Genomic DNA, 4,196 nt, shown 5'->3' on the forward strand with positions numbered 1-4,196 from the left:
ACATGCGCCCCAGCGCCTGCATCATCTTCGATACCGCGCGCTCCTCTAACGGCGTCACCAGCAAGTGCACATGGTTGGTCATAAAGACCCATGCATGCACTTCCACCGCATATTCCTCCGCGTAGTCACGCAACCAGCCGGCATAAGCAATAAAATCATCCTCACAAGCAAAACAGACCTGCCGGTTGTTGCCACGCTGGATAACATGCTGGGGTACGCCCACAGGGGCGATTCTGGGTAAGCGAGCCATGGATTCCTCCTCGAATACATGGCATTAGCATAGGAGACTGGCGAATGGCTGGGATGGATAGGGTGTCAGAATGTTACTCTGACCCCAATTATTCCGTTCAAGCCATGGATTCCTCCTCGGATACATGGCATTAGCATAGGAGACTGGCGAACGGCTGGGAGGGATAGGGTGTCAGAATGTTACTCTGACCCCAATTATTACTGGTGCGCCTCGCCAAGGAGCTGCATGTGACCCTGGACGAGTTAGTATTTGCGGAGGGGGAGCGCGGGCCGGATACGAGTTTTCGGATGCAGTTTGAGGCGCTGAGCGGATTCAGCGAGGAAGAGAAGAAGATCGCCAAGGAGCTGCTGGATATCCTGATCCTCAAGCACGCGGCCAATCGCCTCTCGGCGGGGGATGCGGCTTAGCGGCTAAGAAGAGAATGGCAGATAGCACAAAGCCCCGGCAGATGGTCCTGTCGGGGCTTTGTGGGTTTTACTTTAAAATGTCAGGGGTGCCCCTCGCAATTGCCCATCGGTGGATATACAACCTTGTATTTTAAACCCGTCTTGCCAGCAGCCCTATCCAACTGAAAGCGCTGAACCGTAGCAATCGCGGCCTGATCAAAAATTTCAGCTGGTGTCGATTCGAGAACTCGGGCATTTAAAACTTTCCCATCATCGCCAACATCAAAACCAACTAACACTGATCCGGCAGTGCAGTCCGGAATATTATCGGGTAAAACAAGTTGTATTCTTGGAGAACCAATAACATCCTCCCCTGCTAGCACACAAGAAGCGGTGCTCATAATCGCGACTAAAGTGCCGATAGATAAAGCGATAATTTTCCGCGGCGTTAACATTTTGAAGCGCATCAATACATCCCCCTAAACCGCTCTACAGCGTCCATGCCCATCCTCTCACCTTGTACGTGCCAGACACTTTTTGTATCAAGCCCCAGTGAGTGTGCGGTCTCGTGCCCGAACGAATGTATAAGGTTTTCCATAGCAGTGTAGTCTACCGAAACGCTATCTATCATCCCCATCCCTGTAGAGTCCGTTGCTAACGGGATATTAAGATTTGGGGAAAAATTGGGGTCAGAGTGGACTTTTGTCGCCACAATTCACCTCGCACCTTTACGAATAATCAGGAAATCAAACAAATTTGTCGAAAAAGTCATTGTTCAATATAAACGGAACCGCAGATTTTTTCCAAGCCGGATAACATGCTGCGGTACATGCCCGCAGATGTGAGCCTAGGTAAGGTAGGCATGGAGACCGGCGATTGGTCGGGATGGGTAGGCCGTCAGAATATTACTCTGACCCCAATTATTCACACCTGCCGGTTATTGCCACGCTGGATAACATGCTGGGGTACGCCCGCAGGGGCGATTCTGGGTAAGCGAGCCATGGATTCCTCCTCGAATACATGGCATTAGCATAGGAGACTGGCGAATGGCTGGGATGGATAGGGTGTCAGAATGTTACTCTGACCCCAATTATTTGAGGAGCTGCTGGATATCCTGATCCTGAAGCACGCCGCCAATCGGCTCTCGGCGGGGGATGCGGCTTAGCGGCTAAGAGGGGAATGGCAGATAGCACAAAGCCCCGGCAGATGGCTCTGCCGGGGCTTCATCAATACATTCTCAATCAGAGAGGTCAGTTACTTGAAGTGACCGCCCCTAGGCTCTCCACTTCTGGGGGCCAGATATAAAGCCCATCCCAGACAATAGTTTTAATGTCATCTATGTATTTTAAGTTTCCTTTCACATCAACTCTGACTGTCCCCAATATATGGAAGTACTCACCGCAGTAATTTCCGCACTTAAAATTATCGGGATAAATTACCTTTATGGCGTTATCAGAGACTCCGTACTCATAATGTTCTTTCGATAAAAATAAATATCCTCGATTACTCTTTGCCCTTGCGTCTATAACACCGGAAACCCCGACCGTCCTATCTTTATATTTTTCCGGCGCCGACATCAGCTCGAAGAAGCTCACTTCAGGGATACCACCACCATCAGCGTAAGAACCAAAACAACAAGCCATAAAGACAAGAAAAATACTACATCTTGTTAACATACGGTTTACCCCAGTTATTTTTGACCTGGTTTATATAGGCTCTAATTTGAGCGCTCGTTGCTAAAACCCCCAAGGACGTTCCCAGAAAATTGGGGTCAGAGTGGACTTTTGTCGCCAAACTTTACCTCGCACCTCTACGCATAATCAGGAAATCAAACAACCTTTCCGAAAAAGTCATTGTTCAACCTAACCGGAGCCACCGATTGTTGCCAATCTAGATAACATGCTGCGGTACATGCCCGCAGATGTGAGTCTAGGTAAGGTAGGCATTGAGATCGGCGTTTGGCCGGGATGGGTAGGCTGTCAGAATACTACACTGACCCCAATTATTCTTGCTGGGGTACGCCCACAGGGGCGATTCTGGGTAAGCGAGCCATGGATTCCTCCTCGAACACATGGCATTAGCATAGGAGATTGGCGATTGACTGGGAGGGATAGGGTGCCAGAATGTTACTCTGACCCCAATTGTTGCTGCGCTGGATAACATGCTGGGGTACGCCCACAGGGGCGATTCTGAGTAAGCGAGCCATGGATTCCTCCTCGAATACATGGCATTAACATAGGAGACTGGCGAATGGCTGGGAGGGATAGGGTGTCAGAATGTTACTCTGACCCCAATTATTCATGAAGAGGACAAGAAGATTGCCAAGGCGCTGCTGGAAAGCCTGATTCTCAAGCACAACGCCAAGCGGGCTTTTTTGGATGAGTTACGGCCTGTGGGTGGTAACTAAAATAACTCAATCACAACCCTGAGTTAAATATAGGTCTTCCTGTATCTCCTGCTCATCACTACAAAAAATTGGGGTCAGAGTGGACTTTTGTCGCCACAATTCACCTCGCACCTTTACGAATAATCAGGAAATCAAACAAATTTGTCGAAAAAGTCATTGTTCAATATAAATGGAACCGCCGATTTTTCCAAGCCGGATAACATGCTGCGGTACATGCCCGCAGATGTGAGCCTAGGTAAGGTAGGCATGGAGACCGGCGATTGGTCGGGATGGGTAGGCCGTCAGAATATTACTCTGACCCCAATTATTCACACCTGCCGGTTATTGCCACGCTGGATAACATGCTGGGGTACGCCCGCAGGGGCGATTCTGGGTAAGCGAGCCATGGATTCCTCCTCGAATACATGGCATTAGCATAGGAGACTGGCGAATGGCTGGGAGGGATGGGGTGTCAGAATGTTACTCTGACCCCAATAATTCTAGACGGCTTGCTATTGCTTTGAATGCCAGTATTGACGAACTGGTTTTTGAAGAGCGAGAACGCAAACCTGAAGGCGAACTGCTCATGTTATTTGAAGGGGTCTGCCGACTTGATCAGAAGGAACAACAGCTCATTAAGGAGCTAATCGAAAGTGTCATGCTCAAGCATGATGCCAAGCGGTATTTTAAACAGGATGGCGCAGCTAATTTGGGCGGCTAAGTGAACCAGTATTTTTTCAGCTAAATCAACAAGTTACTTCGATCAGTGACTACACCTAACAAAAAAGTGTAGTACAGTTTTTTACTATATAAATCAGCAACTTACGTGCGCAGCGTACGCTGCATAGGGGTGACAACAAAACAAAGAGGCGGTAGCCGTGACCAGCCTTCCTATTCGGGGCCAACCTTCACAACCATCGTGAAGGCTTCAGGCAAAAAGAAAGCGACTAAAGCCGAAGCCCTGCCGCTTGCATTCAGATTATTGTGAAGGACTTACTTGTAGTAGTTCAAACTTGATCTGACAGTTACCAGTTTTTCAGAAGGTGTTCTGTCAGGTCAGGTTCAGTTTACGAACTTTTCCATCCAGATTTTTTTGCCATCATCGAGTGTCTGCATCGGTGTACGGCCGCAGCACTTCTTGCCTTGGTGCGTGCGCTCATTATTGTAATACGCC

The 4,196-nt window shown here is 48.9% G+C and carries 5 protein-coding genes and 1 pseudogene; 2 read left to right on the top strand and 4 right to left on the bottom strand.

Annotation, left to right across the window (positions count from 1 at the left end):
- A partial coding sequence (locus tag ABEA58_RS14030; protein ID WP_345552493.1) for a transposase occupies positions 1-250 on the bottom strand: 250 nt, incomplete at its 3' end.
- Between the two features lie 227 nt (positions 251-477).
- Between ABEA58_RS14030 and ABEA58_RS14035 the strand changes: the two genes are divergently transcribed.
- The gene (locus tag ABEA58_RS14035) at positions 478-657 is read left to right on the top strand and encodes a hypothetical protein (protein ID WP_345552495.1); all 180 of its coding nucleotides are present in this window, start codon (positions 478-480) and stop codon (positions 655-657) included.
- 80 nt (positions 658-737) lie between these two features.
- On the opposite strand, the gene ABEA58_RS14040 is transcribed toward ABEA58_RS14035, so the two are convergent.
- Both ABEA58_RS14040 and ABEA58_RS14045 read right to left on the bottom strand, forming a co-directional pair.
- Entirely contained in the window at positions 738-1,103 is a 366-nt protein-coding gene (locus ABEA58_RS14040; RefSeq protein WP_266072875.1) for an energy transducer TonB family protein, read from the bottom strand.
- 783 nt (positions 1,104-1,886) lie between these two features.
- Positions 1,887-2,312, bottom strand: a complete 426-nt coding sequence (locus ABEA58_RS14045) for a hypothetical protein (RefSeq protein ID WP_345552499.1) — start codon at positions 2,310-2,312, stop codon at positions 1,887-1,889.
- A 1,179-nt stretch (positions 2,313-3,491) separates the two neighbouring features.
- On the opposite strand from ABEA58_RS14045, the gene ABEA58_RS14050 reads away from it, so the two are divergent.
- Positions 3,492-3,743, top strand: a complete 252-nt coding sequence (locus ABEA58_RS14050) for a hypothetical protein (protein WP_345552501.1) — start codon at positions 3,492-3,494, stop codon at positions 3,741-3,743.
- Positions 3,744-4,084: 341 nt separating this feature from the next.
- Here the strand turns inward: ABEA58_RS14050 and ABEA58_RS14055 are convergent.
- Positions 4,085-4,196: pseudogene (locus ABEA58_RS14055) on the bottom strand (IS481 family transposase); the annotation flags it as partial.

Source organism: Microbulbifer aestuariivivens (assembly GCF_039545115.1).
Lineage (GTDB): Bacteria > Pseudomonadota > Gammaproteobacteria > Pseudomonadales > Cellvibrionaceae > Microbulbifer > Microbulbifer aestuariivivens.